This is a genomic window from Ramlibacter sp. (assembly GCA_019635435.1).
GTDB lineage: Bacteria > Pseudomonadota > Gammaproteobacteria > Burkholderiales > Burkholderiaceae_C > JAHBZM01.
The window spans coordinates 1,785,837-1,810,340 of the sequence record JAHBZM010000001.1 but is presented as its reverse complement, the minus strand read 5'-3'; the positions used below and the strand labels follow the sequence as shown (position 1 = coordinate 1,810,340).

Sequence of the window (24,504 nt, the reverse complement as noted above, 5' to 3'; positions counted from 1 at the left end):
CCTGCAGCCCGGCTGCCCCGGGCTTGTCCGCTGCGTTTTTGATAGCTGAAAGTGGCCGCCGGCCCTGGACTACAGGCCTTTTTGGCCTTTTTTTCCGCGCGCTTCCTTTTTGGCGAGCCTTTCAGCATCCAGCGCCTGGCCGGCGGCCAGCCACTGCGCGAATTCTTCCGGGGTTTCCAGCGTGATGCGGCCCAGCGTGGCGCTGCGGAATTCGGTGATCACGATCTCGGCGGCCTTCTGCGTGTTGACGCGGCCCTTGCCCAGCAGCGCGCCGCGCTGGCGGCCAATGGCTTCGAGCACCTCCTCGTCCTTCATGGCCTCGGCGCCGCTGACCTTGTAGCGCGCCGCCAGCAGGCCCGGGTAGTGCTGGCGCAGGTAGTCCAGCAGCTCCAGCGCCACCAGCTCCTCGTCATAGGCATTGCGCCCGATCGCGCCGCTGGCCGCCAGGTTGTAGCCGCTTTGCGTGACGATGATGCGCGGCCACAGCAGGCCCGGCGTGTCGTACAGGTAGAAGTCGTCGGCCAGCGTGATGCGCTGCTCCAGCTTGGTGATGCCGGCCTCGTCACCGGTCTTGGCCTGGCGCTTGTTGGACAGCGCGTTGATCAGCGTGGACTTGCCCACGTTGGGCACGCCGCAGATCAGCACGCGCATGGGCTTGGCCATGCCGCCGCGCCCGGGCGCCAGCGCCTGGCAGGCCGGCGCCAGCATCTGCACCGCGGCGCCGTCGTTGGCATTGAGCGCAATGGCGCGCGTGCCGGGCTGGGCGTTGTAGTGGTCCAGCCAGAGCGCGGTGCGCGCGGCATCGGCCACGTCCTGCTTGTTGAGGATCTTCAGGGCCGGCTTGTGGCCCGTGAGCTCGGCCAGCAAGGGGTTGGCGCTGGAGCCCGGCAGCCGGGCGTCCAGCACTTCAATCACAACGTCAATCTCCTTGACGCGCTCGGCAATGGCTTTGCGCGTGAGGTGCATGTGCCCCGGGAACCACTGGATGGCCATGGTGCGCTTTCAGGTCTTGTTCAGTTCTTGGGTGGGCCCCGACGATACCTGAGTGGCGGCGCGGCGGGGCCGCAGCAACCCCTCAAGCTCCACAGGGTGGTACAACCATCCGCATGTTCAACCTCCCCTTCAGCCCCGCCGCCGACCGCAACAAGGATGCCATCCTCGACCTGCTGCGGGCCTTGTTGCCGCCGCAAGGCACGCTGCTGGAGGTGGCCTCGGGCACCGGCCAGCACGTGGTGTGGTTTGCGGCCGCGCTGGCGCAGTGGCAGTGGCAGCCCACCGATGCCACGGCCGACACGCTGCCGGCGCTGGCCGCGCGCGTGGCCGAGGCCGGGCTGGCCAATGTGCGGGCGCCGCTGCGCCTGGACGTGCTCATGCCTGACTGGAACGTCGGCAGCTTTGATGCCATCTACTGCGCCAACATGCTGCACATTGCGCCCTGGGCCACTTGCGCGGCCCTGATGCGCGGCAGCGCCCGCCACCTCGCGCCCGGCGGCCAGCTCATCACCTACGGCCCCTACCTCGAAGAGGGTGTGCCCACCTCACCCGGCAACCTGGCCTTTGACCAGAGCCTGCGCGAGCGCGATGCGGCCTGGGGCATCCGCCGCCTGGAAGACGTGAAGGCCCAGGCCGCGCAAGCCGGCCTGCAGCTCAAGGCCCGCCACGAGATGCCGGCGAACAACCTGTTGCTGGTGTTTGGGCGCGGCTGAGATGGCGGCTGACATGGCGCCCGGGCATGCCGGCCATGCCCAAACACGCTGAGTCCCGCGCGGGCTTTTGCGTATAACCGGGGCCATGCCCGCCCTGCCCCCGGAACCTGCCCCGTTGCTGGCCTATGCCTGGGTGCCCATCGTGCTGTGGGCGGCGCTGGCGCAGACGGCGCGCAACGCGGCCCAGCGCTCGCTGGTGGCGCAGGCGGGCACGCTGGGCGCCACGCTGGCGCGCTTTGCCTATGGCCTGCCGTTTGCCGCGGCCTGGGTGGCCGTGCTGCACGCGCTGCCGGCCACGGCAGCGGCCGTGCCCACCTTCCACGCGGGCTACTTCGCCTGGCTGCTGCTGGGCGCGGTGAGCCAGCTGGGCGCCACGGCGTTTTTGCTGCTGGCCATGAAGCAGCGCAACTTTGTGGTGGGTGTGGCCTATTCCAAAACCGACGCGCTGCAGGTGGCGGTGTTTGCCACGCTGTTCCTGCACGAGCTGCCGGGCTGGGTCACGCTGCTGGCCATGGGCCTGGCCACGGCGGGCGTGGTGCTGCTGTCGCTGCCGCGCAAGGCCGCCGTGGTGCCTGAAGGCGGCGTGCGCGCCTGGGCCGGGCTGGCCGCGCTGTATGGCCTGGCCTCGGGCGCGGGCTTTGCGCTGTCGGCCGTGGGCTACCGCGGCGCGGCGCTGCAGTTGCCCGGCGTGTCGCCCTGGCTGTCGGGCGGCTGGGGCGTGCTGTGGGCCCAGGCGATCCAGACCCTGCTGCTGGGCGGCTGGCTGGCCTGGCGCGCGCCGGCGGCATTGCGCGCCATTGGCACGGCCTGGCGCGTCTCGGTGCTGGCGGGCTCGGCAGGGGCGCTGGCCTCGATCGGCTGGTTCACCGCGTTTGCGCTGACCTCGGCCGCCAACGTGCGCACGCTGGGCATGGTGGAGGTGGTGTTCAGCTACGCGGTGTCGCACCGCCTGCTGCGCGAGAAGCTCTCGGTGGCCGAGCAGGCCGGCTTGCTGCTGGTGCTGGCGGGCGTGGTGGCGCTCCTGTTTTCATAGCGCACAGTGGCCGCCCCGCCTGGACTCCAGGCACTTTTCATCTGCGGCGCGGGCCGCCGGCTTCCTTGCGGCGCACATGGGTGTGGACCTGGGCCGAGCCATCGCCCAGCGGCACTTCGCGCAGCTCCAGGTAATTCTGCTTGCGCATCAGCTCGCCGAGCTTGGACACGCCGTAGTTGCGCGGGTCAAACGAGGGGTGGTTGCGCGACAGCTGGCTGCCCAGCGCCGAGAGTGACGACCAGCCGTCGTCGCGCGCCGTGGCGTCCAGCGCGGTCAGCACCATGGGCTTGAGCTTGGGCAGCTCGGCCACGTTCACGACGGCGTCGCCGGCCTCCTCGGCCTTGGGTTCTTCCGGCTTGGCCCGCAGGATCTCGGTGTAGATGAACTTGTCGCAGGCCGCCACAAAGGGCTCGGGTGTCTTGCGCTGGCCAAAGCCATAGACCACGCGGCCCGATTCGCGGATGCGGGTGGCCAGGCGCGTGAAGTCGCTGTCGGACGAGACCAGGCAGAAGCCGTCCACGCTGCCGGTGTGCAGCACGTCCATGGCGTCGATGATCAGCGACGAGTCGGTGGAGTTCTTGCCGCTGGTGTAGGCAAACTGCTGGACCGGCTGGATCGCCAGCGTGTGCAGCACCTCCTTCCAGCTCTTGAGCTGGGTGGTGGTCCAGTCGCCATAGGCGCGCTTGATGGTGGCGGTGCCGTAGCGCGACACCTCGGCCAGCAGTTCCTGGATGACCGAGGCCTGGGCGTTGTCCGCGTCGATCAGTACCGCCAGCCGGGCGTTGTCTCGTGTGGCCATGGTGTGCTCCTTGCGGACCATTATTGATCCGCGGTCGCCGCGCTGGCTAAACTGCCCCATGCCCGGCGGATTCTCCAGCCTCAACCCCGACCCGCCTTTCGTGGTTGAAGACGGCCACAAGCGCTCGCTGCACTTCAGCTACGGCGAAATCCAGAGTGGCATGCGCACCGACCGGCCCGACCAGCTGCAGGTGGACTACACGCGCACGATGATGGGCTTCCTGCTGCTGCAGCCCCGGCCCGCCACCATCGGCATGGTGGGCCTGGGCGGCGGCTCGCTGGCCAAGTTCTGCCACCGCCACCTGGCGCCCGCGCGCATCCTGGTGGCCGAAAACAACCCCGGTGTGCTGGCGCTGCGCCGCCGGTTCCTGATCCCCGATGATGACGAGCGCCTGTCGGTGGCCCTGGCCGACGGCGCAGCCTGGGTGCGCTTGCAGCGTGGGCGCCTTGACGCGCTGCTGGTCGACGGGTTTGACCGCTCAGGCCAGCCCGAGGCCCTGTGCTCGCAGGCCTTTTACGACGACTGCTGGCAGGCGCTGGCGCCCGGCGGTGTGCTGGTGGTCAACCTGCACACCGACCACGGCGCGCACCCGGCGTTCTGCGCGCGCCTGCTGCGCAGCTTTGGCGGCAACGCCATGCAGGTGGTCACGCGCGACCACAGCAACTGCCTGGTGTTTGCCGCGCGCGGCCGCGACGTGACCTTGCAGGCCCTGCGCAGCACGGGCTGGGCCGACGCGCTGGCGCCCGAGGCGCAGCGGCAATTGCGCGGCGAGTTCGCGCACATCGGCTGGAACGCGGCGGCGGTCCGCGCCGCGAGCGACGGCCTGTCAGGCGGCTGAGGCGCGGGCCCCCGGCCGCCCGGCCCTCGACATCGCCGGCCCCAGGCGGCATGATGGAGCGCACCACACACCGTTCACCGCCGGAGGGACCATGTCACCTGAGCGCGTTGCTGAAATCATGGCGGCCCACCCCTGGCTGCCGGCGGACTGCCAGCGTTTGCTGCCAGGTGTGGAACCGGGCCTGACACGCTATGGCCTGCAGTGGCTCGACGGCCCGCAGGACCCGGGCGAGCTGTATGGCGCGGCCATGGCGGCGCAGTTTCCCTCGGCCCGCTGGATCGGCCGGCGCGACGGCAACGCGGTGGGCTACAGCGGCATCGGCAACGGCGCGCCCCAGCTGTGCGAATGGGCCGGCTCGCAGCAGCAGGTGGTGCGGCGCTTTGCCGGCACCGATGCGCTGATCCTGTCGCTACTCCACCCGGGCGCCGACATGCGCCCCACGGTGACGCACCGGCTGGAGGTGCCCGGCATGGCCTTCGGGCCGTGGCGCCAGGCGGGTGCCGCCATCGAGGCCCCGTGCATCTTTTCGCCCGGGCTGGTGGCAACAGCCCTGCCCAGCCTGCTGGACCGCTTCGCCCCGGGATGGTGCCTGACGGTCACGCAGGAAGACCATGAAAGCTGGCTTTCGGTGCGCGCCGCACCAAATGGACTGGAAAGCAAGCCCACGCGCCACGGCACGGCCGGTGAATGGGTGGCCGTGACCCGGGAACAGGCCCTGGCCGGGCTGCGAACGGCTGCGCCCTACAACGACGGCTCCAGCGCAGCCTGCTTTGCGCGCCTGTCTTTGCTGGCACCGGACTGACGAAGCGCTCGCGCCGGGCGATTTTCAGCTCGCTGCGGAGCCTCTTTCTGGTACTTGCGTACTCATCCGGGCCGGGATGAACGGCGCAACGCCTTTTTTCAATCGCGCTTGTGACATTTACACACGAATGTGGCACGGCTTATGCGCGCCTGAGGGTTCCCAGCAGAATCGACCTGACCATGCGAGGAAAACCCATGACCCACGCCCACGCCTTGCAGGCCAAAGACGTCACCGGCATCGGCGACGAGGTGGCTGCCGCCTGGCGTCGCCTCTGGCGCCGCCGCGATGCCAGCGCCGACACGCCCGAAGGCTCGTTCTGGACCTCGGGCGTGACCTACCGCGGCTACCTCGGGGCCAATGGCCAGGCTACCGATTCATGGATGTCCGAGCAGCAGGTGCGCGAGACCCAGGCCTTGCTGCGCATGGCGGCCGCGGCCGGCCGGCTGGGCGCCTGGGGCGTGGAGCTGGCGGGCACGCACTGGGTCTGGTCCGACGAGGTCAAGGCCATCCACGAGGTGCCGCCCGACTACGAACCCAATGCCGAGGAGGCGCTGGAGTTCTACACCCCCGAGTCGCAGGAGCTGCTGATTGCGGCGTTTGACGCCTGCGCCAAGCGCGGCGACCCGTTCGACCTGGAGCTGCAACTGGTCACGGCCAAGGGCAATGAGCTGTGGATCCGCGCCATCGGCGAGGCCGAGCGCGACGCGGCCGGCCGCGTGACCCATGTGCGCGGCGCCATTCAGGACGTGAGCAAGTTCCGCGCGGTGGCCGACGAGGCCCGCCGCACCGCCGAGCGGCTGACGCAGACGCTGGAAAGCCTGCCCGACGGCTTCATCCTGCTGGACGACGAATGGTGCTTTGTCTACGTCAACCCCGAGGCCGAGCGCATCCTGCGGCGCGACCGCAATGAGCTGATCGGGCGCAGCCTGCTGGTGGAGTTTCCTGAAACCGCCGCGGGCCGCTTTCTGGAGAAATGCCAGAACGCGATCCGCGACGGCGTGGCCATCGAGTTTGAAAAGTTCTACCCGCCCCTGGGCATCTGGGTCCACATGAAATTCAGCGCCTCCGATCTGGGCCTGACGCTGGGCATCCGCGACGACACCGAGCGCATCAATGCCCGGCGCGAAATCCTGCGGCTCAAGGCCCAGCTCGAAAGCCTGCGCGCGCCGCGGCCCGCCTGACGGGCCTTTTTCAAAAATATTACCCGGGCGCATTGACGGTCTAATTTAATTCCGGGTATTATTCGCGGCCATGAGTTCAGCCGCCCCCACCCTGTCGCCCGCCGCCTGCACCGCCTTCCAGGGCACGCGCCGCATTGCCTCGGGGCTGCTGCCCGACGTGGTGCGCGCCGTGGCCGCCCTGATGCAGGAGCAGCCCGAGCAGCCCGTGCCCCTGGTCTTCGACGATGAAAGCGGCCGCACCCTGGAGCTGGACCTGCGGGGCACGCCCGACGAGGCCGTGGCCCGTGCCCTGGCCGCAGCCCAGCCGCAGCCCGCCATTGCGGACAGCCCCCCGGCCGCGCCCCGCAGCCGGGGCCGGCCCAAGCTGGGTGTGGTCGCGCGTGAAGTCACGCTGCTGCCGCGCCACTGGGACTGGCTGGCAAGCCAGCCCGGCGGCGCCTCGGTGACCCTGCGCAAGCTCGTGAACGAGGCGCAGCGCCAGGGCACGCCGCACGACCAGATGCGCGCGGCGCAGGAGCGCTGTTACCGCTTCATGGGCCCGGTGGCCGGCAACCTGCCGGGCTATGAAGATGCGCTGCGCGCGCTGTATGCCGGCCAGGCCGATGTCTTTGAAACCCTGACGGCCCAATGGCCCGAGGACGTGCGCCACTACGCACGGCAACTGGCCCAGGGCGCCTTTGGCGCCGAACCAGGCTGAACCCGAAAAACTCTCCAGCAAAAAATCATGACAACCAACGCTGTCCCGCTGTCACTCCCCGCCCGCCCGCTGTGGCGCATCTTCCTCGTGTTCCTGGGCCCCATGGTGCTGTCGAACATCCTGCAGGGCCTGGCCGGCACGCTCAACGGCGTGTTCATCGGCCAGATGCTGGGCACGCGCGCGCTGGCGGCCGTGGCGGGCATGTTCCCCGTCATCTTCTTTTTCATCGCGCTGGTGATCGGCATTGGCGCCGGCGCCTCGGTGCTGATCGGCCAGGCCTGGGGCGCGCGCGAGCCGCACAAGGTCAAGGCCATCGCCGGCACGGCGCTGCTGCTGGGCCTGATGCTGGGCCTGGGCGTGGCGCTGTTTGGCGGCACCTTCACCGATGCGTTGCTGCGCGCGCTGGGCACGCCCGCCGACATCCTGCCCGAGGCCACCAGCTACGCGCGCATGATGATGCTGGCCATGCCGGGGCTGCTGGTGTTCATTCTGCTCACCCAGCTCATGCGCGGGGTGGGCGACACGCTGACCCCGCTGTACGCGCTGCTGCTGTCCACCGCCATCTCGTGCGCGCTGACGCCGGCCTTCATCCGCGGCTGGGGCGGCCTGCCCCGGCTGGGCGTGACCAGCGCGGCCGCGGCCTCGATCGTCTCGTTCATCGCCGCGCTGGCCTTTCTGGCCTGGTACATGCGGCGCGTCAAGCACGCGCTGGCGCCCGACCGCGAGCTGTTCAATGCCCTGCGGCTGGACCCGGCCATCCTCAAGCTGGTGATGCGCATCGGCCTGCCCACGGGGGTGCAGATGATCACCATCTCGCTGGCCGAGATCGTGCTGCTGTCGCTGGTCAACGGCTTTGGCTCGGACGCCACGGCGGCCTACGGCGCGGTCAACCAGGTGGTGAACTATGTGCAGTTCCCGGCGCTGTCGATTGCCATCACGGCGTCGATCCTGGGCGCCCAGGCCATCGGCCGCGGCCAGGCCGACGGGCTCAAGGCCATTGCGCGCACCGGGCTCAAGATGAACCTGGTGCTCACGGGCGGGCTGGTGCTGGTGGGCTACCTGTTCTCGCGCCAGTTCATCGGCATGTTCATCACCAAGGAACCGGTGGTGGAGCTGGCGCAGACACTGCTGCACATCATGCTCTGGAGCACGGTGATCTTCGGCTTCTCGGCCACGCTGGGCGGCGTGATGCGCGCCAGTGGCTCGGTGCTGGTGCCCACCGGCATCTCGATCTTCTGCATCGCGGCCATCGAGGTGCCGTCGGCCTGGCTGCTGAGCAAGCACTTTGGCATCAACGGCGTCTGGATGTCGTACCCGATTACTTTCGTGTCGATGCTGGTCCTGCAGGCCAGCTACTACCAGTTCGTCTGGCGCAAGAAAAAGATCGAGCGGCTGGTGTGACGCCGCCGCGGCCGGGAACCAAGCGCGCCGGCGCGGGCTCCATCCTGTTCATGAACCGTCAAACCCACTGATGCTGAGCACCCTGAAAGACCTGTTCGACGCCTTCACGGGCGCCGATGACATCCCCTCCCCCGAACAGCGCGAGCAGGCGCTGCGCCTGGCGACCGCCGTGCTGCTGGTCGAGGTGATGCGGGCCGACCCCACGCTGGCCGCGCCGGAGCGCGAGGCCGTGATGGCGACGCTGCGCCACCGCTTTGGCCTGGCCGACGAGGCGCTGGACCGCCTGGTGGCACAGGCCGAGGAAGAAAGCCGGCGCGCCAATGACTACTTCCATTTCACGAGCTGCCTCAACGAACGGCTCACCCAGCCGCAGAAGATCGAGGTGGTCGAGGCCATGTGGCAGGTGGCCTATGCCGACGCCCACCTGGACGCCAACGAGAACCACGTGATCAGCAAGGTCGCGGGGCTGCTGCATGTCACGCATGGGGAATACATCGCCGCCAAGCTGCGCGCCAGGGACGCCGCCGGTATCCTGCCGGGATGAGATCTTTCCTGCCGCTGGCGGTCACGCTGCTGATCCAGGCTTTCAGCGCCCTGGCCCTGATGGCCGTTCCCGTTCTCGTGCCCGTGGAACCCGGCACGCCGCGGCTGAGTACGGCCGGCATCGGCGCCTTTGTGCTGGTGGCCTACTTCGGCGCCGTGATCGGCAGCCTGTCGGCCGGCTCGCTGGTCGAGCGCTGGGGGGCGATCCGCTCCAGCCAGGTGGCGCTGCTGGTGTCGGCCGCCGGGCTGGCACTGGCCGCGCTGCTGCCGGCCGTGCTGCCGCTGGCGGCGCTGCTCATCGGCCTGGGCTACGGGCCCATCACGCCGGCCAGCTCGCATGTGCTGATCCGCACCACGCCCGAGCACCAGCGCAACCTGGTGTTCTCGATCAAGCAGACCGGGGTGCCGCTGGGCGTGGCGCTCAGCGGCTTCTGCATCCCGCCGCTGGCGGCGGCCACCGGCTGGCACTGGACCCTGCTGACCCTGGCGCTGGGCTGCGTGGCGGTGGCGGCCTCGGCCGCGCCCATCCGCGCCGGACTGGACGCCCACGCCAGCTCGCTCAGCGGCCAGGCAGCGGCGCTGCAGCTGTCGCTGCGGGGCTTTCTGCGCCAGCTGGTGGAGCCATTGGCCGTGATCCTGCGCCACAAACCGCTGCGGGTGCTGGCCGCGGTGTCGTTCGTGCTGTCGGGCATCCAGATCTCGCTGACCAGCTACCTCGTCAGCTTCCTCACCTCGGACATGGCCATGACCGCGCTGCTGGCGGGCTCGGTGCTGGGCCTGTCGCAACTGGGCGGCGTCACCGGCCGCATCGTCTGGGGCTGGCTCAGCGACCGGCTGGTCCCGCCGCTGGTGATGCTGGCCACGCTGGCGCTGGTGATCTCGGCCGCTTCGCTGACGGCCGGCGGCCTGTCGTTCTGGCACCTGATTCCCCCCACCTTTGTGCTGGCGGCGCTGATGTTCGTGTTCGGGGCCACGGCCAGCGGCTGGAATGGCGTTTACCTTGCCGAAGTCGCCCGCCAGGCGCCGCCGGGCGAGGCCGGCAAGGCCACCTCGGGCACGCTGGCCTGCACCTTTCTGGGGGTCATCATGGGTGCCCCGCTGTTTGGGGTGATCGCCTCACACGGTGGCGGCTACGCGGGTGCCTTTGTGCTGCAGGGGGCCCTGACACTGGGCGTGGCCGCGCTGCTTTTCATGTTCGGGACCGGGCGCGCCGCAAGACACCCCGCCGCGTGATTTAACATCACGCATCGGTCACACCCCGGGGCCGCACAACGGAGGCTCTATGGCCAAAGGCGACCAACGCAGCAACAAGATGGTCAAGAAGCCCAAAAAGGACACTTCACCGCCCAAACCGGGGTCTTCCGACCGGCCCCTGCCGCCCACCACCACGGTGATGCCGCGCGGCAAGCTCAAGAACAAATAGCGTGGCAAAGCACGCCGCCGCTTTTTTTCGTGGCGTCCGGCGTGACAATTTGTTACTCTATGGGTTGATCCGCGTCGACTGATTTCACGGGAGGGCGGCATCCACGGGTTTCGCGGAGGCCCATCCCCATGAGCTTTTTGACGAGTCTTTTCAAGGCCCCCCGGCCGCCGTCAGCACCGGCATCGACACAATTCCGGGCATCGCCTGTCTCGCAGATGCCTGCGGCCAGCCAGACATCCACGCGCCGGGAACTGGTTCGCGTGGTGCTGCGCGACACCCTGGTCAAGCACGGCATTCCCACGGCCTGGATCACGGGCGAGGCGTTCGTGATGACGCGGCGCAACTCCGACCCGGGCATGCACCTGCGCCTGAAGGTCCACCACTGGGACACCCGGCTGCTGACCTATGGCGTCTCGTTCCAGAACAGCCTGCTCCAGCGCATCGGGCTGTTCGACCCGCTGGCCATGAACTGGTTCATGGGCATCTCCTGGCAGTTCGCGCTCGCTGATGAGTCCGTCTGTCCCCCCATGCCATCGCCCAAGATCTGGACGGCGTCGGTCGCGCCCGAGCCGGCCCCCGCGCCGGTGCCCGCGCCAGCACCGGCATTGCAAGTGCCCAGGGGTATGGAAGTCTCCACCCTTGACCCCGAAACCGCCGACGACCTCGCGGCGCTGAACCGGTTGTTCATGAACGGCGACGAGGCCTTTGCCCAGCGCCATGTGGCGGAGCAGTCCGGCCAGGCCAGCGGCGGCTTTGCAGCCACCGAGCCCGCCCGGCTCTAGAACGGCCTCCAGGCCCGCCCCACCCGCTCAGGCCGCGGGACGCAGCACGCGCAGCAGCCAGCGGTTCAGGTCGGCGATCTCTTCCAGGCACACCGAATGCGGCATCGGGTAGTCGTGCCACTGCACCTCATAGCCCAGCGCCTGCAGGGCGTCGCGTGACTGGGTGGCGCGGCTGATCACCACCACGTCATCCTGCTGGCCGTGCGCCAGGAACACCGGGGTCTGGGCATTGGCCGGGTTGCGTTCGGCCGCCGTGGTGGCGGCCAGCGGCAGGTAGCCCGACAGGCCGACGATGCCCGCGAGCCGGTGGGCGTGGCGCAGGCCCGTCATCAGCGCCATGGCGCAACCCTGCGAAAAACCCGCCAGCACGATGCGGTGCGCGGGCACGCCGCGCGCCACCTCGCGGGCCAGCACCTCCTCGATCCCGGCCTGAGAACGGCGCAGCCCGGCCTCGTCCTCGCGCCGGACCAGGTCGAAGCCCAGGATGTCATACCAGGCGGGCATGGCGTGGCCCCCGTTGATGGTCACAGGAATGATGGGTGCATTGGGAAAAACAAAGCGAACCGGCCCCGCGGGGGCCAGGTCCAGTTCGTGGGCGATGGGCACGAAGTCGTTGCCATCGGCCCCGAGGCCGTGCATGAGCACGATGCTGGCGCCGGGGTTGGCGCCAGTTTCCATTTCAATGGTTTTGAGCGGCATGAAGGCATTGTGCCCTCATGCCTGCCCCGCGCCGAGGCGCCCTGCTCAGCGCGGTGCCGGACCGCTGCGACCCGCCAGGTGGCGGAACATGATGCGGCCCTTGGTCAGGTCGTAGGGCGAGAGTTCGAGCGAGACGTTGTCGCCGGCGATGATGCGGATGTGGTGCTTGCGCATCTTGCCGCCGGTGTAGGCGATCAGTTCGTGCCCGTTTTCCAGCGTCACGCGAAAGCGTGAGTCCGGCAGCACTTCCGACACCTTGCCGCGCATTTCAATCAGTTCTTCCTTGGCCATCAAGTTCTCCTTAAACGGGGGTCGCGCCGGCGGCACGGGGGCCGAGCCAGCGCAGGCCTTCGGCCACGGCGTATTCAGCCGCGGCCAGCTTGTCGCGAAAAAGCCGGGTCAGGCGCAGCACGCGGTCATGCGTGCCGCTGCCGGAACCGGAGCGGATGGACACGGAAATGGCCCACCAGCCGTTGTCGAGTTTTTTGGGCAAGGGTGAAATCAGGTACTTGCCCACGGTAATGTTGTTGTTGGTTTGCTTCATGAGATGCTCAATATGCTTCGCCGCAACGGATCAGGCCACTGCGGGTGATGGTTTGGAAAAAAAGTCCGGCATGCCAAGGCGCCGGTGCTTGCAAACCTGGCGGCATGGACCTCTCGCGGAGGGCCGGGTTTGCGTCTTGGATCAGGCCCTTCCCGCGATGGGTCAGGCTGCAGGCCGTTGGCAGGCCACTACGCATTATAGCCCGCCGGGGCTTTTCGCGCTCAGGCACCGTCTGGCGGCCCCGCAATGGCGCGAATCTGCGCCTTCAGCCACTGGATGCCCGCATCGGCCTCCGCCCTCGCGTCCCAGCACAGCAGCGACTGGTAGCGGGGCAACTCAAAGGGCAAGGGCCGGATGCACAGCGCGTCGGCCTCCCCGTGCGCCAGCGCCACCCGGTGGCCCAATACCGCCGCATGGTCGCTGTGCAGCAGCTGGTGAAAAATCTGGCCAAAGCTGGTCACCGCCAGCTGGGCCAGCCGCTGGTGACCCGTGCGCGCCAGGGTCTCGTCAATCAGGTCGTCCAGCATCGAGGTGCCATACCCCAGAAAGATCTGCGGGATGGCGCAGAAGCTGTCGAGCGTGAGAGGCTCCCGGGCGCGCGGATGGTCGGCGCGCATGACGTGCACATAGTGGTCTTCGTACAGCGTGAGGGTTTCCATGTCGCGCGGCACGCGGATGCGCGCGATCATGGCCAGGTCCAGGTCCCCCTTGTGCAGGCGTTCGGGCAGCGACCAGGTGCCCGGCGGCTCCCAGACGATGCGCACCGCCGAGCCCAGCTCGGCCAGCCTGCGGCCCAGCGCCGGCAGCACCGTGCGGCTCGGGTGGTCGGAGCCTGCGATGCGGAAAATCCGGTTGGACGTGGCCGGGTCAAACGGCTGTTCGCTGCTCATCAGGGCGGCGAGGCCATCGATCAGCCGCGCCACCTGCGGCGCCAGCGCATGCGCACGCGGCGTGGGCGTGACCCCATGCGCGGTGCGCGTGAAAAGCGGATCGTCAAAGGTCACGCGCAGCCGGTTGAGCGAGGCACTGACCGCGGGCTGGCTCAGGAACAGCCGGGCCGCCGCGCGCGACACGCTGCGCTCCTGCATCAGGGCGTCGAAAGTGCGCAGCATGCCGACATCGAGGCTGCGGATATCACGCGGGTTCATATCTCATATCCAAACATTGGAATTGTGTGGCGCGCTGCGCCCGTTGCATCATGCATCGCTTTTCCAACAACGACAGGAGACAACCCATGACCCACAGCCGCAGAACCTTCGTCGCCAGCGTGGCCGCCCTGGCCGCCGCGCCGGTGCTGGCCCAGGCGCCGGCCTTTCCGGGCCGGGTGATCCGCATTGTGCCGTTCGGCACCGCCGGCGGCCCGATCGACACGCTGGCCCGCGTCTATGGCGACAAACTGCAGCAGCGCTGGGGCCAGTCGATCATCATCGACGCCAAGCCCGGCGCCAGCGGCATCATCGCCGCTGACTACGTGGCCAAGGCGCCCGCGGATGGCTACACGGTGATGATGACGCTGCCCCTCACGCACGTGAACAACGCCATCCTGCAAAGCAAGCTGCCCTACGACCCGGTCAAGGATTTCACGCCGCTGTCCATGCTGGCCACGGGCGGCCCCATGCTGGTGGCCCGCGCCAATGCGCCGTTCAACAACCTGAAGGAATTCGTGGCCTACGCCAAGGCCTCGCCCAAGCCCCTGAGCTACGGCACCTGGGGCAATGGTTCCACGGCCCACCTGTTTGGCGAACTGCTCAAGCGCCAGACCGGCGCACAGCTGATCCATGCGGCCTACAAATCCGAGGCCGCCGCGCACAACGACCTGTTCGGCGAGCTGCTGGACTTTGCCTGGGCCAACCCCTCCACCGCTCGCGCGCAAAGCCAGGGCGGCAAGATGAAGGTGCTGGGCATTGCGGGCACGCGCCGCGTGTCCACCATGCCGAGCGTGCCCACGTTCGCCGAGCAGGGCTTTCAGGGCTTTGACGTGGACAGCTGGATAGGCATGTATGCGCCGGCCAGGTTACCCGCCAATATTCAGGACATGTGGGTGACCGCCCTGCGCGAGATCACGGCGATGCCCGATGTGCAGGCCCGCCTCACGGGCTACGGCTTCGAGCCACTGGGCAACACGCCGGCCCAGTTCATGGAGGTCTACAAGGCCGACTTTCCGCGGCTGTCAGAGCTGATCAAGGCCGCAGGGGTGGTGGGGCAGTGAAAGTCATTCCGATTGCCCTGGACACTGGCACGGCCTACGGCCGCCCGCAGCCCACCCACCGCGCCGACCTGACCGAGGTGGGTGCGGGCACGCCCATGGGCGAGCTGCTGCGGCGCTACTGGCATCCCGTGGGCCTGGCCGAAGATGCCACCGACACCCCGCGCAAAGTGCGCGTGCTGGGCGAGGACCTGATCCTGTTCCGGGACAAGACCGGCCGGCCCGGCCTGGTGCACCCGCACTGCGCGCACCGCGGCTCGTCGCTGTATTACGGCAAGGTCGAGGAGCGCGGCATCCGCTGCTGCTACCACGGCTGGCTGTTTGACGTGCAGGGCCATTGCGTGGAACAGCCGTGTGAACCCGACGGCGGACGCGCGCGCGACAAGGTGCGCCAGCCCTGGCACCCGGTGCAGGAACTCTATGGCCTGATCTGGGCCTACATGGGTCCGCCCGAGCGCAAGCCCGTGCTGCCGCGCTACGAGTGCCTGGAAACCCTGGACGATGGCGAGTTCCTCGAGGCCAATGGCAACAGCATTGGCGGCGGCGGCCCGCAGATCATTCCGTGCAACTGGCTGCAGCACTACGAAAACTTGGTGGACCCGTTCCACGTGGTCATCCTGCATTCGTCGTTCAGCGGCACGCAGTTTGTCGAGCAGATGGCGCTGATGCCCCAGGTCACCTGGGACACCCAGGAACTGAGCGTGCGCACGCTGTCGCTGCGCAAACTGCCTGATGGCAAGACCCTGCGGCGCATCAGCGAAGCCGGCCTGCCCACGCTGCGCGTGATCCCGAGCCCGCGCATCGGCCGCTACGGCCGGGTCGAGTCGCTGGGCTGGGTGCTGCCCATGGATGACCATCACTTCCGCATCTACGTGGTGGGCCGGGTGCGCGAGCACGGTGAGCTGGCCAAAATGCGGTCGCGCCTGAACGGCAAGCTGTGGGAGGAGCTGACCGAGGAGGAGCACCGGCAGTTCCCCGGCGACTACGAGGCCATGACCAGCCAGGGGCCCATTGCGCGGCACTCCGAGGAGCACTTGGCCACCACCGACCGCGGTATCGTGATGCTGCGCCGCCTGCTGCAAAAGCAGCTCGACGCCGTGGCGCAGGGCCAGGACCCGGCGGGCGTGAGCTTTGACCCGGACGCGCCACCCGTGAAATTCAGCGCAGGCAATTTTCTGGAAGACTGAGCGGCATGGCGGTGGATTTTGAAATCAAGCTGGCGCGCTCGGGACGCGTCATTCCCGTGGCCCCGGACCAGAGCGTGCTCGACGCGCTGCTGGCCTGCGGGCTGGACATCGCCACCTCGTGCCAGCAGGGGGTCTGCGGCACCTGCCTGACCCGGGTGATCGAGGGCGAGCCCGACCATTGGGACATGTACCTCACGCCCGAGGAGCAGGCCGCCAATGACCGCTTCCTGCCCTGCTGCTCGCGCAGCAAGAGCCCGCTGCTGGTGATCGATCTTTGAGTTGCCTTTTGAGTCGCAGCTAGGCAGCCGGCTCTAGGAAATACGGCCGGTTTAGGTTTCAGGCCCTAGACCCGCTGCGGACAATGTCCCCATTACCCCGAAAGGACATTGCCATGACCACGACCGAATTCTCCAGGGCCGCCACCGGCGTCATCACCACCTTTGGCAGCACCGCCCACAAGATCATCGACACCTACCAGACCGGCGGCACGCGCCTGCATGACGCGGTCGAGCAGCGCTGGAAGCGCGCGCTCAAGGAAACCAGCCCCAAGCTCACGTCCGAGACCCGCAAGAACGCCGCCCACGCGCAACAGGTGTTCAGTGGCTACTACGCCAAGGGCCTGGCCCTGACGGCCGACGGCGCCAAGGTGGCCGTGGACACGCTCGTGGGTGTGGCACTGGCCACCACAGAGCGCGCCACCGCCCTGGCCGAAGCCGGCCTGCGCAAGGCGGCCTGAACCGGCCCCAACCGGCCTGCCGGTGGCAGAATGAGCCACCCCCGATACCCACCAAGAGGAGACAAGAATGGCCATCACCGTCAACATCGACCTGGGCTACGAATTTGAAGTCAAGGCCAAGGCCGCCGATGTGTTCGCCGTGCTCTCCGACGTGCCCACGTCGGTCAGCCACTTTCCCAAGGTCGAGAAGCTCACCGACATGGGCGACGGCGTCTACAAGTGGGAGATGGAAAAGGTCGGGACCGCGCAGGTCAACATCCAGACCATCTACGCCAGCAAGTACGTCAGCGACAAGGCCAAGGGCACCGTGAAGTGGACCCCGGTCAAGGGCGTGGGCAATGCCCAGGTCGGCGGCAGCTGGAAGATCACCGACAACAAGGGCAAGTCAACCGCCATTGAACTCAAGATCAAGGGCGAGGTCGAGGTGCCGCTGCCCGGCCTGATGAAGATGGTCGTGGCGCCCGTGGTGGAAGGCGAGTTCGAGAAACTCGTCGACAAGTACATCGCCAACCTCGTCAAGAAGTTCGGCGGCGAGGTCTAGGCCCCGCGTCAGTCCATCGGGCGCGACAGGTAAACGCCTTCGCGGCCCACAATGGCCCGCCTGGCGGGCATCAGGATCGTGCAGTCATCGCAGGGCGCGCGGATTTCTTCCGCGCCGTCCGTGGCGATCAGCTCGCCTTTGGCAAACACTTCAAAGCCATACAGCGGCCGGACCAGCGCGAACCCGGGCGTCTTGATGACCCAGGTCTGCAGCAGCTCGAAGCGGCGCTGGGGCTGTGCCGGCGGCGCTGCGTCCCGCGCCATCAGCCCGAAGTGCGCCAGGAAATCACGCGCCACCGCAATGCCCAGCTCACTGGTGGCGCGCGCAAAGTGCTGCCCGCATTCGGCAACCAGCCCCACCCCCTTGCCTGCCGGGTCTCCAAAGGCGCCATACTGGATCAGCGGCGTGCCCGAGCCCAGTCCATTGGGCATGACGAAATGCACCGACGGGCGGCCCAGCGCGAGCGCCACCACCCCGTTGCGCTCGTACTGCGGATAGACCCAGAACGGCATCACGTCGGCATTGGTGGAGTGCAGGTCCAGCACGTGGTCGGCCGCGGCCACCACCGGCCGCAGTTCGCGGGCGCGCCGCAGCTCGGGGCTGTCCACAGGGCCGTCCAGCCACTCGGGCGACCAGATGCGGTTGAGGTTGTGCTCCAGCTGGCGGCTTTCAAACGGCCGGGCCGGGTCAAAAGATTCGTAGGCCTGCACATTGGCCAGGCTCACGGTCAGCGTGCCGCACAGCGGGCGAACGCCACTGTCCAGCAAGTGGGTCACCGCGCTCATGCCGCAGAACTCGTTGCCGTGCGTGAGGCCGTTGACCAGCACATGCGGGCCGGGCCGGCCCGACTCAAAGCGGTGCACATAGTCCACGCCCACATTGCCCCTGCGGTACGCAGACAGGTCGCGCGGCAGCACTTCGAACACCGGGAGGGCTTCGCTCATGGGATTCCTTGGGGCGGTCAATGCCTCCCATCTTAAGGCGGGCATCAGGTCGGGAGCGTCAATGCGGCTAATCTCCTACGGACAAGCCCCGCATTTGGGGTCACACTGGAGCTCACACCCTGAAAGGAGATCGACATGCAGGTTCAAGTCAACGCCGGCAACGGCATTGAGAACAAGGAGTCGCTGGAGCGCTGGGCCGTCCAGCATCTGGATGAGGCACTCGTGCACTTCCGCCAGGACATCACGCGCGTCGAGCTGCAGCTGAGCGACGAGAACGGCGCGGCCAAGGGCGCGGCAGACCTGCGCTGCACCCTGGAAGCCAGGCTGGCCAACCACCAGCCCGTGGCGGCCACCCACCACGCGGCCAACCAGGACCTGGCCATCCGCGGCGCCACCGACAAGCTGCGCCACCTGCTCGGACACACCCTGGGCAAGATCGCCCACAAGCGCGACCGCGAGTCGATCCGCACCGGCAACGCACTCGCGCCCGAGTAGCCGCCCCGGGCGCAACGCCGCGCCGGCGTCGGGGCACGCGCATTCGCTAACATCGCCTCCGTCTTTTCAAACCAGATGGAGTTCAGGCGATGGCAATGGATGTGATTGACTACGATATCCGCGGCGCGGAGATGCAGTTCGTCGAGATCGAGCTCGACCCCGGCGAGGCCGCCATTGGCGAGGCCGGCAGCATGATGTTCATGGATGCCGGCATCGCCATGGACACCGTCTTTGGCGATGGCAGCGCCCAGCAAGGCGGTTTCCTGGGCAAGCTGCTGGGCGCGGGCAAGCGGCTGGTCACGGGCGAGTCGCTGTTCACCACCGTCTACACCAACAACGCCCAGGGCAAGCTGCGCGTGGCCTTTGCCGCGCCCTACCCCGGCAAGATCCTGCCCATGGACCTGCGCCAGCTTGGCGGCACGCTGATCTGCCAGAAGGATGCCTTCCTGTGCGCGGCGCGCGGTGTGTCGCTGGGCATCGCGGTGCAGCAGAAGCTGTCCGCCGGCTTCTTTGGCGGCGAGGGCTTCATCATGCAGAAGCTCGACGGCGACGGCCTGGCCTTTGTCCACGCCGGCGGCACCGTCGTCAAGCGCGAGCTTGCGGCGGGCCAGACCCTGCTGGTGGACACCGGCTGCGTGGTCGCCTACACGCCCAGCGTCAACTTCGAGATCCAGTACGTGGGCAAGATCAAGACCGCGCTGTTCGGCGGCGAAGGCCTGTTCTTCGCCAAGCTGTCGGGGTCGGGCACGGTCTGGCTGCAAAGCCTGCCGTTCTCGCGCCTGGCGTCGCGCGTGTTCGCGGCGGCGCCACAGCGCGGCGGCTCGCGCGAGGAAGGCTCGGTGCTCGGCGGCTTTGGCGCGGGCAGCCTGCTGGGCGGTGTGCTCGGCGGCGACGACGACTGAGCGCCGCCGGGCCGCCCCAAGGCGCGAAGGCCCCCTCGGGGGGCAGTGACCCACGCAAAGCGGGGGAGCGTGGGGCTCTGAGCCCGAAGGCTCAGAGGTGCTCGGCCGTTTCGCGCACGGCCAGGCCCAGGCGCTCGGGCGACACATACTGCTGGCGGTAGTTCTCGAACGGCAGCGTGTCGGCGGCCTCGATGGCCTTCTGGTCGGCCACCGACTTCACCGCCATGGCCTCGAAACGGGCCTGCAGCCCAGCGTCAAACGGCAGGGCCAGCAACTGGTCGCGGGTCTGCAGTGACTGGGCCCGGGTGAAGGCGATGAATGAGTTGTCGTGGTCGCGCGCCATGGCCGCGAGCACGCGCGCCGAGGGCAGCGAGTCGGCATTGGCCAGCGCGGCCTGCGCTTCGCGCACCGCGGCGCTGTAGTCGGTGGTCTGGTGCACGGCATCCAGGCTGGCGGCAATCGGCGCGAACGCCGCCACCAGCTCGCTGCCCCACTGCGTCAGCCCGACCTCGCGCCCCTGGCGCAACAGCGCCAGCCCGGGCTCGCGGCCACGCGCCGCCGTGAGGTGCTGGTTGTGCTTGAGGTCGGCGATCTCCTGCGGCGTGTCGGGCGGGCTGTCGGACAGCAGGCAGTGCAGCAGGAACACGTCGAGCAGGCGCAGGCTTTGCGCGGTGATGCCAATGGGCACAAAGGGGTCGAGGTCGAGCAGGCGCACTTCCACATATTCCACGCCGCGCTCGCGCAGCGCGTGCAGCGGCCGCTCGCCGGGGTAGATCACGCGCTTGGGGCGGATCGTGCCGTAGAACTCGTTCTCGATCTGCAGCAGCGTGGTGGACAGCTGGTTGTAGTCGCCACCGGGGTTGCGGATGCCCACCGCTTCGTAGGCCGGGTAGGGCCGGGTCAGCGCGTCATGCAATGAGGCCGCATAGCCCTCCAGCCCGTTGTAGCTCACCGCGAGCGAGGCCTGCGCGTCGCTCTGGTAGCCCAGCCGCCCCATGCGCAGCGAGGTGCCATGCGGCATGTACAGCGCATGCGCGCCCAGGGTCTGCAGCTCGTGCTGGCGCCCGGCCACGAAGGTCGGGCACACCGCGGGGGACGCGCCCAGCAGGTACAGCAGCAGGAATGCGTGGCGGCGGAAGTTGCGGATCAGCGCGAAATACTGGTCGCTGTCCACGCCGGGCAGCGACCAGTTGTAGTGAATGCCCGAGATGGTCTGCATGCGCCGGCCATAGCGGTGGCCCAGGCCCATGCGGTACACGCTCTTGGCGCGCCCCACGTTGGAGGGGCCGTAGCGCCCCAGCGGAATGGTCTCGTCGGTGGGCAGGCCGCAGGGCATGCTCGACACCCACAGCATCTCGTCGCCCGCATCGCGCAGCGCGCGGTAGGTGAACTGGTGGATCTGCGTGAGCTCGTCCAGACACGACTGCACACCGGCATGCACGCCGGTGATGAGCTCGAGTTGCGACTCGCTGTAGTCGGTCGTGATGTGCGGATGCGTCAGCGCCGAGCCCAGCGCCTGCGGGTGCGGCGTGAGCGCGAGCCCGCCGTCGGCCAGCGAACGCAGGCTTTCTTTTTCAATGCCGCGGCGAATGCCTTTCAGCCGTTCAGGCGAGAGGGCATGGAGCCGTTGCTGCAGGGCGGTCATGTTGTTCTTGTCCCAATGAATGTGCTTTGGGCCGAAAGTTAACACGATGGCACGCGGTCTGCATCGGGCCCCGATAGGCCTGCGCGGGCCGGGGGTTTGCCCCACCCGCCAGCCGGTTGGCCGGCTTTTGGGTAGACAAACCGCCGTCAGGCTCTGGCGCCGCGCTGCGCCAGCGCCTTGCCGACCTCATTGCTGCCCTGGGCGCTGCCGCTTTGGGGCACGATCTCGCCGTGGCGGTCGGTCACCGCGGCCAGCTGGGCGGCCAGGGCCTCCGGCGCCTGGTCGCCAGTGCCGATGTGCACGCCCTGCGTCAGCGTGATGTGGGCCGCCTCGAAGGTGCCCGCGCCCGCGCACAGCACGGTGCGGTTGGGCGCTTCCCGGCTGGCCATGACCAGCATGGCCGGCACTACGGCAGCGGGGTCCAGCGCGCGCAGCACTTCCTCGGACATCAGGCCCTCGGTCATGCGCGTGGCCGCCGTGGGGGCGAGGCAGTTGACGCGGATGTCGTTCTTCTCGCCCTCGATCGACAGCGTCTGCATCAGCCCCACCAGGGCCATCTTGGCCGCGCCGTAGTTGGCCTGGCCAAAGTTGCCATACAGGCCGCTGGACGAGGTGGTCATGATGATGCGGCCGTATTTCTGCGCGGCCATGACGGGCCATACCGCCTTGGTGCAGTGCACCGCGCCCATCACGTGCACATCCATCACCAGGCGGAAATCGGCCAGGTCCATCTTGGCAAAGCTCTTGTCGCGCAGGATGCCGGCGTTGTTCACCAGGATGTCCACGCGGCCCCAGGCGTCCACCGCCTGCTGCACCATGGCCTGCACCGCGGCAAAGTCGGTGACCGAGGCGCCATTGGCCAGGGCCTCGCCACCGGCCGCGCGGATCTCGTCCACCACAGCCTGGGCCGCGCTCACCGAACCGCCCGAGCCGTCGACGCCGCCGCCCAGGTCGTTCACGATCACTTTGGCGCCGCGGCGCGCCAGCGCCAGGGCATGCTGCCGGCCCAGACCGCCGCCGGCGCCGGTCACGATGGCCACCTGGCCCTTGAAATCAATGCTCATCTCTCGTCTTCCTGTCATGTGGGTGATGCGCCTGGCGCGCCGGCTCTGATAGCCTGTGCGCCTGCCTGCCGGACTTTACTGGACAGTGGCGCCCGCCGCTGCACCGCAGGCGACTGCCATTCACCATGCAATTGAACACCCAGAGCGTCAGCGGCTCGCCCCGTGCCTCGGCGTCCATCGTGCTGCTGCGCGACGGCGCGGCTGGGCTCGAGGTCTTCCTGCTCAGGCGCCACGGCCTGTCGGACGTGCTCGGCGGCGCCTTTGTCTTCCCCGGCGGCAAGGTCGATGCCGCCGACGCCACGCTGGACGCCGCGGCCCACCTGGACCAGCCGGCCGGCACGCTGCTGGCCAGCCTGGGCGAGCCCACGCTGGACCAGGCCGCCGCCACCGGCCTGTATGTGGCGGCGGTGCGCGAGGCGTTCGAGGAGTCGGGCGTGCTGTTTGCGCACAGTGCCGATGTGATGCGCGCGGCCGCCCTGCTGCGCGAAGGCCATGCCTTTGACGAAGTGCTGGCGCTGATGGCGCTGCGCCTGCAGACCCGCGCCCTTGTGCCGTGGTCACGCTGGATCACGCCGGTGGTGCCCTCTCTGCAGCAAAAGCGCTTTGACACGCGCTTCTTCGTGGCCGCCCTGCCCGCGGGCCAGACCGCGCTGCACGACAACCGCGAAACCACCGAAAGCACCTGGCTCGCGCCGCGCGCCGCGCTGGAGCTTTACTGGGCCGACCAGATGGCGCTGGCGCCGCCGCAGATCATGAGCCTGGCCCACCTCTCGCGCCATGCCAATGTAGCCAGCGTGATGGCGGCGGCGCGCGCCCAGGCGCCGCCGGTGATCCAGCCCGAGCCGCAGGAGTTCGAGGGCTCGCGCATGGTCTGCTACCCCGGCGACCCGGGTCACCCGGTGCGCGAGCGCGCGCTGCCCGGGCCGACGCGGCTGGTCTTTCGCAACCGGCGGTTCGAGCCCCTCGAAGGATTTGAGGCGCTGTTCAGCTGAGCCCGAAGCGGGGCGCGGGGTCGCCTGGCGGGCTCAATCCGTCCGGATCAGCCCCGCGGCTTCACCGGACTCCGGCAACACGTACACCACGGCGCGGCTGCGGCCCAGCACCGGCGCCACCACGGCGTCGAAAAACGCCTCGGGCACCACCACGCAGCCCAGCGTGATGCGGTTGTCACCGGGCGTGGCCGAGGCCAGCCGCTCGGCCCGGCGCTCGTGCGCGGGCGCGGGCCGCAGGCGATGGATCGCGAACGCCGACTCGTAGTCCACCCACACCACCGCCTCGCCCCTGAGGTTGCGGCCCGGCTCCGAGACAAAGCGGCCCGCCGGCGTGGTGCGTTCGGCGGCCGTCAGGCCCGTGAGCACCCGCTGCGCCACACCCGGCACGCTGCGGTCACCCAGCGTCTGGCCCAGCAGCGCGGGCGACGATCCGCGCAGGCGGCCATCGGCGTCGTACACATCCAGCCGCGCGCCGCGCTTGTCGACCACGGCAAACGGCAGGCCCTGCGCATCCCCCGTCGCCCGGGCCCATTGCCCGAGTTGCCGGGCCACGCCCTCCTGCGCGGCGGCCGGCAAGCCGCACAGCACCATTGCAGCCCCCGTCAAGGCCGCCACCATCCACCTGCGTAATTGCATCGTTGCCTGAGTCCCGTGGTCTGTTGCCGCGCCGCGGTTCGGGCGCGTTGAACAGCCGCATGCTAGCGACGCCATTAGCGTCCTGCAACAACAGATACATTTGCCCAATGCCCGGGTTTGCTATGTTTTCAGTAGCGCCACGCGGCCGCCCCTCCTGGACTTCCGGCACATTTTGTTCAAAATCCCGCCCCGAGGGGCCTCTGGCGCACTGCGGGCGAGCGTGAAGTATTCACGCAGGAAGGCATTCAGCTCGCCAGGCCGCGCTGCACCGCCTCCAGCGCGGCCTCTGCCCGCGACGAAATGCCCAGCTTGCGGTAGACCTCGCGCACATAGCCGCGAACGGTGTGGGGCGACAGGTCCAGCACACTGGCCACCTCAGGGGCCTTGTACCCCTTGGCGATCAGGCGCAACACGTCCAGTTCGCGCGCGGTCAGGGGGCGCGGGGCCTCGTGGCGGCGGGCCGCCTCGGGGCAGGACCCGAAAAAGGGGGCGTTGGCGCTGCATTCCGCCTGCGGCACCCGCAGCTCGCCCGACGCACCATTCACGTGCCTGAGCCATCCGGCAAGGCCAAACAGCGTGAGCTGCCCTGGAATTTGCCCGGCCGCGATGGCGCCGGTATGGGTTGAATATGTCATGGAAATCCGTGGTGGTGATGCGTCCAGTCGCTGCTGCATCGTGCAAGACGCCCCTGCCCATGTCATCATGCAA

The 24,504-nt window shown here is 68.6% G+C and carries 30 protein-coding genes; 19 read left to right on the top strand and 11 right to left on the bottom strand.

The window, feature by feature from the left end; translation table 11 throughout:
- Positions 1 to 69 precede the first annotated feature (69 nt).
- Positions 70 to 993 carry a ribosome biogenesis GTPase YlqF gene (ylqF, locus tag KF796_08690; protein MBX3586710.1) on the bottom strand — a complete coding sequence of 308 codons (924 nt, stop codon included), beginning with the start codon at positions 991 to 993 and terminating at the stop codon, positions 70 to 72.
- A gap of 113 nt (positions 994 to 1,106) precedes the next feature.
- Here ylqF and KF796_08685 point away from each other — a divergent pair, with 113 nt between their 5' ends.
- Both KF796_08685 and KF796_08680 read left to right on the top strand, forming a co-directional pair.
- Entirely contained in the window at positions 1,107 to 1,706 is a 600-nt protein-coding gene (locus KF796_08685; protein MBX3586709.1) for a DUF938 domain-containing protein, read from the top strand.
- Positions 1,707 to 1,791: 85 nt separating this feature from the next.
- Positions 1,792 to 2,739 carry a DMT family transporter gene (locus KF796_08680; GenBank protein ID MBX3586708.1) on the top strand — a complete coding sequence of 316 codons (948 nt, stop codon included), beginning with the start codon at positions 1,792 to 1,794 and terminating at the stop codon, positions 2,737 to 2,739.
- A 37-nt stretch (positions 2,740 to 2,776) separates the two neighbouring features.
- Here KF796_08680 and KF796_08675 read toward each other — a convergent pair whose 3' ends face one another.
- Complete coding sequence (locus KF796_08675; GenBank protein MBX3586707.1) at positions 2,777 to 3,538, bottom strand: NYN domain-containing protein; 762 nt, start codon at positions 3,536 to 3,538, stop codon at positions 2,777 to 2,779.
- Positions 3,539 to 3,596: 58 nt separating this feature from the next.
- Here KF796_08675 and KF796_08670 point away from each other — a divergent pair, with 58 nt between their 5' ends.
- From KF796_08670 to KF796_08630, 9 genes are all read left to right on the top strand, one after another.
- Positions 3,597 to 4,376: a hypothetical protein gene (locus KF796_08670; GenBank protein ID MBX3586706.1), complete on the top strand. Its 780-nt coding sequence runs from the start codon at positions 3,597 to 3,599 to the stop codon at positions 4,374 to 4,376.
- A gap of 91 nt (positions 4,377 to 4,467) precedes the next feature.
- Positions 4,468 to 5,178, top strand: coding sequence for a hypothetical protein (locus KF796_08665; GenBank protein MBX3586705.1), 711 nt, complete (start codon positions 4,468 to 4,470; stop codon positions 5,176 to 5,178).
- 194 nt (positions 5,179 to 5,372) lie between these two features.
- Positions 5,373 to 6,359, top strand: a complete 987-nt coding sequence (locus KF796_08660) for a PAS domain-containing protein (GenBank protein ID MBX3586704.1) — start codon at positions 5,373 to 5,375, stop codon at positions 6,357 to 6,359.
- Between the two features lie 70 nt (positions 6,360 to 6,429).
- On the top strand, positions 6,430 to 7,056 hold the full coding sequence (locus KF796_08655; protein ID MBX3586703.1) for a DUF2239 family protein: 627 nt from the start codon (positions 6,430 to 6,432) through the stop codon (positions 7,054 to 7,056).
- Positions 7,057 to 7,083: 27 nt separating this feature from the next.
- Positions 7,084 to 8,457, top strand: coding sequence for an MATE family efflux transporter (locus KF796_08650; protein MBX3586702.1), 1,374 nt, complete (start codon positions 7,084 to 7,086; stop codon positions 8,455 to 8,457).
- A gap of 70 nt (positions 8,458 to 8,527) precedes the next feature.
- Positions 8,528 to 9,001 carry a TerB family tellurite resistance protein gene (locus KF796_08645; GenBank protein MBX3586701.1) on the top strand — a complete coding sequence of 158 codons (474 nt, stop codon included), beginning with the start codon at positions 8,528 to 8,530 and terminating at the stop codon, positions 8,999 to 9,001.
- The gene (locus tag KF796_08640) at positions 8,998 to 10,233 is read left to right on the top strand and encodes an MFS transporter (GenBank protein MBX3586700.1); all 1,236 of its coding nucleotides are present in this window, start codon (positions 8,998 to 9,000) and stop codon (positions 10,231 to 10,233) included. The genes KF796_08645 and KF796_08640 overlap by 4 nt, the downstream gene beginning before the upstream one ends.
- Before the next feature lie 49 nt (positions 10,234 to 10,282).
- Positions 10,283 to 10,423 (top strand): hypothetical protein, encoded by a 141-nt coding sequence (locus KF796_08635; protein ID MBX3586699.1) that lies wholly within the window; start codon positions 10,283 to 10,285, stop codon positions 10,421 to 10,423.
- A gap of 215 nt (positions 10,424 to 10,638) precedes the next feature.
- Positions 10,639 to 11,205: a hypothetical protein gene (locus KF796_08630; protein MBX3586698.1), complete on the top strand. Its 567-nt coding sequence runs from the start codon at positions 10,639 to 10,641 to the stop codon at positions 11,203 to 11,205.
- Positions 11,206 to 11,232: 27 nt separating this feature from the next.
- On the opposite strand, the gene KF796_08625 is transcribed toward KF796_08630, so the two are convergent.
- From KF796_08625 to KF796_08610, 4 genes are all read right to left on the bottom strand, one after another.
- On the bottom strand, positions 11,233 to 11,904 hold the full coding sequence (locus tag KF796_08625; protein ID MBX3586697.1) for an alpha/beta hydrolase: 672 nt from the start codon (positions 11,902 to 11,904) through the stop codon (positions 11,233 to 11,235).
- Between the two features lie 45 nt (positions 11,905 to 11,949).
- Positions 11,950 to 12,195: a translation initiation factor IF-1 gene (gene infA, locus KF796_08620; GenBank protein MBX3586696.1), complete on the bottom strand. Its 246-nt coding sequence runs from the start codon at positions 12,193 to 12,195 to the stop codon at positions 11,950 to 11,952.
- Positions 12,196 to 12,205: 10 nt separating this feature from the next.
- Positions 12,206 to 12,448: a hypothetical protein gene (locus KF796_08615; GenBank protein ID MBX3586695.1), complete on the bottom strand. Its 243-nt coding sequence runs from the start codon at positions 12,446 to 12,448 to the stop codon at positions 12,206 to 12,208.
- 221 nt (positions 12,449 to 12,669) lie between these two features.
- Positions 12,670 to 13,596 (bottom strand): LysR family transcriptional regulator, encoded by a 927-nt coding sequence (locus KF796_08610; GenBank protein ID MBX3586694.1) that lies wholly within the window; start codon positions 13,594 to 13,596, stop codon positions 12,670 to 12,672.
- 86 nt (positions 13,597 to 13,682) lie between these two features.
- Here KF796_08610 and KF796_08605 point away from each other — a divergent pair, with 86 nt between their 5' ends.
- The 5 genes from KF796_08605 (at position 13,683) to KF796_08585 (ending at position 17,118) form a co-directional block, all read left to right on the top strand.
- On the top strand, positions 13,683 to 14,657 hold the full coding sequence (locus KF796_08605; GenBank protein ID MBX3586693.1) for a tripartite tricarboxylate transporter substrate binding protein: 975 nt from the start codon (positions 13,683 to 13,685) through the stop codon (positions 14,655 to 14,657).
- Positions 14,654 to 15,841, top strand: coding sequence for an aromatic ring-hydroxylating dioxygenase subunit alpha (locus KF796_08600; GenBank protein MBX3586692.1), 1,188 nt, complete (start codon positions 14,654 to 14,656; stop codon positions 15,839 to 15,841). The genes KF796_08605 and KF796_08600 overlap by 4 nt, the downstream gene beginning before the upstream one ends.
- A 5-nt stretch (positions 15,842 to 15,846) precedes the next feature.
- Positions 15,847 to 16,119: a 2Fe-2S iron-sulfur cluster binding domain-containing protein gene (locus tag KF796_08595; protein ID MBX3586691.1), complete on the top strand. Its 273-nt coding sequence runs from the start codon at positions 15,847 to 15,849 to the stop codon at positions 16,117 to 16,119.
- A gap of 113 nt (positions 16,120 to 16,232) precedes the next feature.
- The gene (locus tag KF796_08590) at positions 16,233 to 16,577 is read left to right on the top strand and encodes a hypothetical protein (protein MBX3586690.1); all 345 of its coding nucleotides are present in this window, start codon (positions 16,233 to 16,235) and stop codon (positions 16,575 to 16,577) included.
- Between the two features lie 67 nt (positions 16,578 to 16,644).
- Complete coding sequence (locus tag KF796_08585; GenBank protein MBX3586689.1) at positions 16,645 to 17,118, top strand: SRPBCC family protein; 474 nt, start codon at positions 16,645 to 16,647, stop codon at positions 17,116 to 17,118.
- Between the two features lie 8 nt (positions 17,119 to 17,126).
- On the opposite strand, the gene KF796_08580 is transcribed toward KF796_08585, so the two are convergent.
- Complete coding sequence (locus tag KF796_08580) at positions 17,127 to 18,062, bottom strand: succinylglutamate desuccinylase/aspartoacylase family protein (GenBank protein ID MBX3586688.1); 936 nt, start codon at positions 18,060 to 18,062, stop codon at positions 17,127 to 17,129.
- Positions 18,063 to 18,197: 135 nt separating this feature from the next.
- Here KF796_08580 and KF796_08575 point away from each other — a divergent pair, with 135 nt between their 5' ends.
- Entirely contained in the window at positions 18,198 to 18,557 is a 360-nt protein-coding gene (locus KF796_08575) for an HPF/RaiA family ribosome-associated protein (protein MBX3586687.1), read from the top strand.
- An 89-nt stretch (positions 18,558 to 18,646) separates the two neighbouring features.
- The gene (locus KF796_08570; GenBank protein MBX3586686.1) at positions 18,647 to 19,459 is read left to right on the top strand and encodes a TIGR00266 family protein; all 813 of its coding nucleotides are present in this window, start codon (positions 18,647 to 18,649) and stop codon (positions 19,457 to 19,459) included.
- Positions 19,460 to 19,550: 91 nt separating this feature from the next.
- On the opposite strand, the gene gshA is transcribed toward KF796_08570, so the two are convergent.
- Together gshA and KF796_08560 are read right to left on the bottom strand one after the other, a co-directional pair.
- Positions 19,551 to 21,104, bottom strand: coding sequence for a glutamate--cysteine ligase (gene gshA, locus KF796_08565; GenBank protein MBX3586685.1), 1,554 nt, complete (start codon positions 21,102 to 21,104; stop codon positions 19,551 to 19,553).
- Between the two features lie 146 nt (positions 21,105 to 21,250).
- Complete coding sequence (locus tag KF796_08560) at positions 21,251 to 22,168, bottom strand: SDR family NAD(P)-dependent oxidoreductase (protein MBX3586684.1); 918 nt, start codon at positions 22,166 to 22,168, stop codon at positions 21,251 to 21,253.
- Positions 22,169 to 22,293: 125 nt separating this feature from the next.
- Here KF796_08560 and KF796_08555 point away from each other — a divergent pair, with 125 nt between their 5' ends.
- Positions 22,294 to 23,160: an NUDIX hydrolase gene (locus KF796_08555; GenBank protein MBX3586683.1), complete on the top strand. Its 867-nt coding sequence runs from the start codon at positions 22,294 to 22,296 to the stop codon at positions 23,158 to 23,160.
- Between the two features lie 33 nt (positions 23,161 to 23,193).
- Here KF796_08555 and KF796_08550 read toward each other — a convergent pair whose 3' ends face one another.
- Both KF796_08550 and KF796_08545 read right to left on the bottom strand, forming a co-directional pair.
- Entirely contained in the window at positions 23,194 to 23,751 is a 558-nt protein-coding gene (locus KF796_08550) for a L,D-transpeptidase (GenBank protein MBX3586682.1), read from the bottom strand.
- 290 nt (positions 23,752 to 24,041) lie between these two features.
- A complete protein-coding gene (locus tag KF796_08545) occupies positions 24,042 to 24,500 on the bottom strand; it encodes a response regulator transcription factor (GenBank protein MBX3586681.1) in 459 nt (152 codons plus the stop codon).
- Positions 24,501 to 24,504 lie beyond the last annotated feature (4 nt).

What these genes read in the sequence shown, in the direction of transcription:
- KF796_08665 (MBX3586705.1), top strand. Translation starts at nt 4,468, where the DNA reads ATGTCACCTGAGCGCGTTGCTGAAATCATGGCGGCCCACCCCTGGCTG.
- KF796_08545 (MBX3586681.1), bottom strand. Translation starts at nt 24,500, where the DNA reads ATGATGACATGGGCAGGGGCGTCTTGCACGATGCAGCAGCGACTGGAC.
- KF796_08655 (MBX3586703.1), top strand. Translation starts at nt 6,430, where the DNA reads ATGAGTTCAGCCGCCCCCACCCTGTCGCCCGCCGCCTGCACCGCCTTC.
- KF796_08660 (MBX3586704.1), top strand. Translation starts at nt 5,373, where the DNA reads ATGACCCACGCCCACGCCTTGCAGGCCAAAGACGTCACCGGCATCGGC.
- KF796_08670 (MBX3586706.1), top strand. Translation starts at nt 3,597, where the DNA reads ATGCCCGGCGGATTCTCCAGCCTCAACCCCGACCCGCCTTTCGTGGTT.
- infA (MBX3586696.1), bottom strand. Translation starts at nt 12,195, where the DNA reads ATGGCCAAGGAAGAACTGATTGAAATGCGCGGCAAGGTGTCGGAAGTG.
- KF796_08625 (MBX3586697.1), bottom strand. Translation starts at nt 11,904, where the DNA reads ATGCCGCTCAAAACCATTGAAATGGAAACTGGCGCCAACCCCGGCGCC.
- KF796_08650 (MBX3586702.1), top strand. Translation starts at nt 7,084, where the DNA reads ATGACAACCAACGCTGTCCCGCTGTCACTCCCCGCCCGCCCGCTGTGG.
- KF796_08640 (MBX3586700.1), top strand. Translation starts at nt 8,998, where the DNA reads ATGAGATCTTTCCTGCCGCTGGCGGTCACGCTGCTGATCCAGGCTTTC.
- ylqF (MBX3586710.1), bottom strand. Translation starts at nt 993, where the DNA reads ATGGCCATCCAGTGGTTCCCGGGGCACATGCACCTCACGCGCAAAGCC.
- KF796_08645 (MBX3586701.1), top strand. Translation starts at nt 8,528, where the DNA reads ATGCTGAGCACCCTGAAAGACCTGTTCGACGCCTTCACGGGCGCCGAT.
- KF796_08675 (MBX3586707.1), bottom strand. Translation starts at nt 3,538, where the DNA reads ATGGCCACACGAGACAACGCCCGGCTGGCGGTACTGATCGACGCGGAC.
- KF796_08685 (MBX3586709.1), top strand. Translation starts at nt 1,107, where the DNA reads ATGTTCAACCTCCCCTTCAGCCCCGCCGCCGACCGCAACAAGGATGCC.
- KF796_08555 (MBX3586683.1), top strand. Translation starts at nt 22,294, where the DNA reads ATGCAATTGAACACCCAGAGCGTCAGCGGCTCGCCCCGTGCCTCGGCG.
- KF796_08570 (MBX3586686.1), top strand. Translation starts at nt 18,647, where the DNA reads ATGGCAATGGATGTGATTGACTACGATATCCGCGGCGCGGAGATGCAG.
- KF796_08590 (MBX3586690.1), top strand. Translation starts at nt 16,233, where the DNA reads ATGACCACGACCGAATTCTCCAGGGCCGCCACCGGCGTCATCACCACC.
- KF796_08630 (MBX3586698.1), top strand. Translation starts at nt 10,639, where the DNA reads ATGCCTGCGGCCAGCCAGACATCCACGCGCCGGGAACTGGTTCGCGTG.
- KF796_08580 (MBX3586688.1), bottom strand. Translation starts at nt 18,062, where the DNA reads ATGAGCGAAGCCCTCCCGGTGTTCGAAGTGCTGCCGCGCGACCTGTCT.
- gshA (MBX3586685.1), bottom strand. Translation starts at nt 21,104, where the DNA reads ATGACCGCCCTGCAGCAACGGCTCCATGCCCTCTCGCCTGAACGGCTG.
- KF796_08605 (MBX3586693.1), top strand. Translation starts at nt 13,683, where the DNA reads ATGACCCACAGCCGCAGAACCTTCGTCGCCAGCGTGGCCGCCCTGGCC.
- KF796_08595 (MBX3586691.1), top strand. Translation starts at nt 15,847, where the DNA reads ATGGCGGTGGATTTTGAAATCAAGCTGGCGCGCTCGGGACGCGTCATT.
- KF796_08635 (MBX3586699.1), top strand. Translation starts at nt 10,283, where the DNA reads ATGGCCAAAGGCGACCAACGCAGCAACAAGATGGTCAAGAAGCCCAAA.
- KF796_08610 (MBX3586694.1), bottom strand. Translation starts at nt 13,596, where the DNA reads ATGAACCCGCGTGATATCCGCAGCCTCGATGTCGGCATGCTGCGCACT.
- KF796_08615 (MBX3586695.1), bottom strand. Translation starts at nt 12,448, where the DNA reads ATGAAGCAAACCAACAACAACATTACCGTGGGCAAGTACCTGATTTCA.
- KF796_08575 (MBX3586687.1), top strand. Translation starts at nt 18,198, where the DNA reads ATGCAGGTTCAAGTCAACGCCGGCAACGGCATTGAGAACAAGGAGTCG.
- KF796_08550 (MBX3586682.1), bottom strand. Translation starts at nt 23,751, where the DNA reads ATGGTGCTGTGCGGCTTGCCGGCCGCCGCGCAGGAGGGCGTGGCCCGG.
- KF796_08680 (MBX3586708.1), top strand. Translation starts at nt 1,792, where the DNA reads ATGCCCGCCCTGCCCCCGGAACCTGCCCCGTTGCTGGCCTATGCCTGG.
- KF796_08585 (MBX3586689.1), top strand. Translation starts at nt 16,645, where the DNA reads ATGGCCATCACCGTCAACATCGACCTGGGCTACGAATTTGAAGTCAAG.
- KF796_08560 (MBX3586684.1), bottom strand. Translation starts at nt 22,168, where the DNA reads ATGAGCATTGATTTCAAGGGCCAGGTGGCCATCGTGACCGGCGCCGGC.